This is a genomic window from Candidatus Nanopusillus massiliensis (genome assembly GCF_920984865.1).
This window is the reverse complement of record NZ_OV100765.1, coordinates 468,242-468,475: the sequence shown is the minus strand read 5'-3', so window position 1 is coordinate 468,475 and position 234 is coordinate 468,242. Positions and strand designations below refer to the sequence as shown.

The following is a 234-nucleotide window of genomic DNA, read 5'->3' as shown; positions in this document are numbered from 1 at the left end:
ATATACAGCAAAAGAAATAATTAAAAGTGAAGGATAAATACCTGGAAAAGATATAAAGTTTGGAATAATGGTAGAAACACCTGCTGCTGCATTAACAATTGAAGATATAATTAAGAATGCTGGTATAGATTTTATATCATTTGGAACAAATGATTTAACTCAATTAACATTAGGAGTAGATAGGAATAATGAAATGGTACAAAAATTAATGGNTGAGGGACATCCTGCTGTTGT

The 234-nt window shown here is 29.2% G+C and carries 1 protein-coding gene; it reads left to right on the top strand.

What is annotated here, in order from left to right:
- Positions 1 to 67: 67 nt before the first annotated feature.
- Positions 68 to 234, top strand: a 167-nt coding sequence (locus tag LUA84_RS03335; RefSeq protein WP_231434557.1) for a putative PEP-binding protein, incomplete at its 3' end; no start/stop codon positions are given.